The sequence below is a fragment of the Acinetobacter stercoris genome (assembly GCF_900323515.1).
GTDB classification, from domain to species: domain Bacteria; phylum Pseudomonadota; class Gammaproteobacteria; order Pseudomonadales; family Moraxellaceae; genus Acinetobacter; species Acinetobacter stercoris.
Map to the genome: position 1 here is coordinate 1 of NZ_OOGT01000317.1, position 2,648 is coordinate 2,648.

At 35.6% G+C, this 2,648-nt stretch carries 3 protein-coding genes; all 3 read left to right on the forward strand.

Annotated features, from left to right (window positions below; all coding sequences use genetic code 11):
- The first annotated feature begins 49 nt into the window (after positions 1–49).
- The 3 genes from KPC_RS18960 (at position 50) to KPC_RS18970 (ending at position 2,300) form a co-directional block, all read left to right on the forward strand.
- Entirely contained in the window at positions 50–883 is an 834-nt protein-coding gene (locus tag KPC_RS18960) for a hypothetical protein (RefSeq protein WP_121975878.1), read from the forward strand.
- A 202-nt stretch (positions 884–1,085) separates the two neighbouring features.
- Positions 1,086–1,472 carry a hypothetical protein gene (locus KPC_RS18965; protein WP_121975879.1) on the forward strand — a complete coding sequence of 129 codons (387 nt, stop codon included), beginning with the start codon at positions 1,086–1,088 and terminating at the stop codon, positions 1,470–1,472.
- 228 nt (positions 1,473–1,700) lie between these two features.
- Complete coding sequence (locus tag KPC_RS18970) at positions 1,701–2,300, forward strand: RodZ family helix-turn-helix domain-containing protein (RefSeq protein WP_121975880.1); 600 nt, start codon at positions 1,701–1,703, stop codon at positions 2,298–2,300.
- The last annotated feature ends 348 nt before the right edge of the window (positions 2,301–2,648 follow it).

A 2,648-nucleotide genomic window follows, 5' to 3' on the forward strand; every position in this document is an offset into this window, starting at 1 on the left:
CTGTATAACTTGAACAAGTAAACAGTAAATTTTTTAGGTTTATTTCTAAATGAATAAAATTCTCCTCTTATTAACAACAAGTGTTGTCATTCTTTCCGGATGTTCTACAACCAAATCTATTAAATATCCAACAGCAGGTAGCCGCTCTACAATCTCTGTATCTTCTGAGCAAATTTCAGCAATGACTGAATCTGGAGGTGGAGATTACTTTATCGAAGGGAGCCAGATTACTGTAGGAGATGCAAGCAATGCACTTGCATCTCCTACTTCGGGTATGTTTGGGCTGATTGGTGTTGGCGTCGCCACAGCCATTGATAAAAAAGCAAATGGATCAGCAGTTTCTAAAAGCAATCTAAAACGTGCAATTAAATTTGATGATCTTGTAAATTCAAAAATAACCAATGCCCTCCAATCCTACCAGATTGATTCTTCCTTAAAAGTTATCTCACCAAATCAGCCATCTGAGATAAAAGTTGTCCCCTATTCAAGAATTTCTTTCAGAGATAAACCAAATGTCTATGTAGCATTTGCACTTAAATCTCAATTTAAAAATTCAGCTGATGGAAATTCTTCAATCAAACGCTTTTATCACTACGTCAACAACCAAAAAGCACCATTATCTGACTGGGATGCAAATAATAATGAAATGTTCTTGAAATCTGCCAATATTGCCTTTGATACATTATCAAAGGTTTTAGTATTGGATGCCCAGCACCAATTAAACTTCGAGGTATTCAGTGAAACCAAGCAAAAGACATGTAAACTTGCGAATGGTTTTAACAGCTACTATTTTATAGATGCGCCAGATAATCTTTGTATTGGTGTATTGAAAACAACTAAAGGACAAGTGCTGCAAAACACTGTCTTTGTTCTCGAACAATAAATTATATATCTGGAAAAGATCTGCATTTAGTCGATCTTTTCCAGAATAATCTATAAAAATCCGACTCAAAGTACATATGATAATTACATTCTACTTTCACCTATGATTATAAAATTTATACATTTATTTAAATTAAAAAATTTTTTTAAGTCAGTTTTTTACCATATACTAAAAAAACCAAATACTTTGAAAGATGTTCTTCATGTTCAAAAAAACAATCTTGTTTTCAAGCTTAGTAACGGTTGTAACACTTACCGCCTGCTCAACCATACCAACTAATCCAAACGCACCTGTTGTTTTAGAACAACGCAAAAACATCAAAGCTGAACCTGCGACTAAACACAACCTGGCTCGTTTGATCAAACAACGTGACAACTGCGTGATCGAATTTACAGGTAACTTTGAAACAGGTAAAGCAACCGAGCACTGGATATTTAAAGGTGATCAACTCATTTCAGCATTTTCAAATGTTGATGCCGAGGTGGAAAACAAGCAAACCGTTTTTGATATCAATGATGCTGAAAAGCGAGCAAACTTTGCATCACTAGCCAAAAACTTCTCTAAAACAAATTTAGAAAAATGCCTTTAAATATGTTACAAGATCTTCAGTCACAATCAGGAGATCTTGTGTTTTTAATATAAAAATTAAAAAATGTCTGCACCTTTTAAATCTACAAAATTTCTCCAGCTAATGTTTTTAGTTGTAGCTTGCTGTAGCATTTTCATCACAAAATGCCAAAATGCCAGCATTGCCCATTAATATGAGCAAAACCGATATTGGGGATATTCCCTTAGAAGATAAGAGGAAGAAAAATAGATGAAATTACTGAAAACTACTTTTTTAGCCAGTTGCATATTTGCATGCGCACCGCTCTATGCGCAAACAACTCCTCCTGTAAAAACACCACCTCCATATGGTGACAATCCCAACATTTTTCGTGTTTTGGGTTATAAAGCAGGTCAAACTGCAAAACGTGTAGGTGATGCCACTGAACGTGGTATTAGCAAACTTACCAGTAAAACTAAAGATACTGCACAAGATGCCAAAGTATATGCTTCTGAACAGGCTGAGCTTGCCAAAGACAACACAGTAAAAAAATGGAATGAAACCAGAGATAAAGTTGTAGGTGTTAACGGTGGCACTGTTCCTATTGAGCAAGGTCAACTAAGCCAGTCTGCCCCTCCTCCAGTATCGACAGATAATCCATCCGTGAGCACTGCACCTATAACAACTCAACCACCTGTAACTCAGGAAGCACCTATAAATAGTGTTAGCCTTCCGAACCCTCAATCTACTGTAACAAACTCATCACAAGAGGTTCCTGCTTCCGCACCCTCTCAATTAGCCCCGACGATTAAAACCTCCCAACAGAATCCTGTTGGTGGGGCTGATGATGAAACAGACTATCCACATTAAAAGTTTTGTACTCTTATAAAAATGCCAGATTAGGCTTAATACCCGTGGATTAAAGCCAGTTAATCATAACTCCTCCTTAAAAAAAGGGGGAGTTATAGAATTTCAAATACGCTTCTTTAAACAAACAAAAATAAGTTCTACATAAGAAAATAATAATATGTGTTTTAGATTAAGCACTCACCAGTCCCTAATAGTTTATAATCCCCCCAATGCAATACACTTCTATACTTTTAAAGTTTTCCTGAAGTAATTCATCATTAAAATATGAGAATGTTTAAGCATCCTGGAGTTGAGAGTGTTTCACTTTGTAAAATTCATGGTTATGTTTACAACAAGAAAATACCAACC

Coding starts and splice junctions, on each gene's coding strand:
- KPC_RS18960 (WP_121975878.1), top strand. CDS start 50: ATGAATAAAATTCTCCTCTTATTAACAACAAGTGTTGTCATTCTTTCC.
- KPC_RS18965 (WP_121975879.1), top strand. CDS start 1,086: ATGTTCAAAAAAACAATCTTGTTTTCAAGCTTAGTAACGGTTGTAACA.
- KPC_RS18970 (WP_121975880.1), top strand. CDS start 1,701: ATGAAATTACTGAAAACTACTTTTTTAGCCAGTTGCATATTTGCATGC.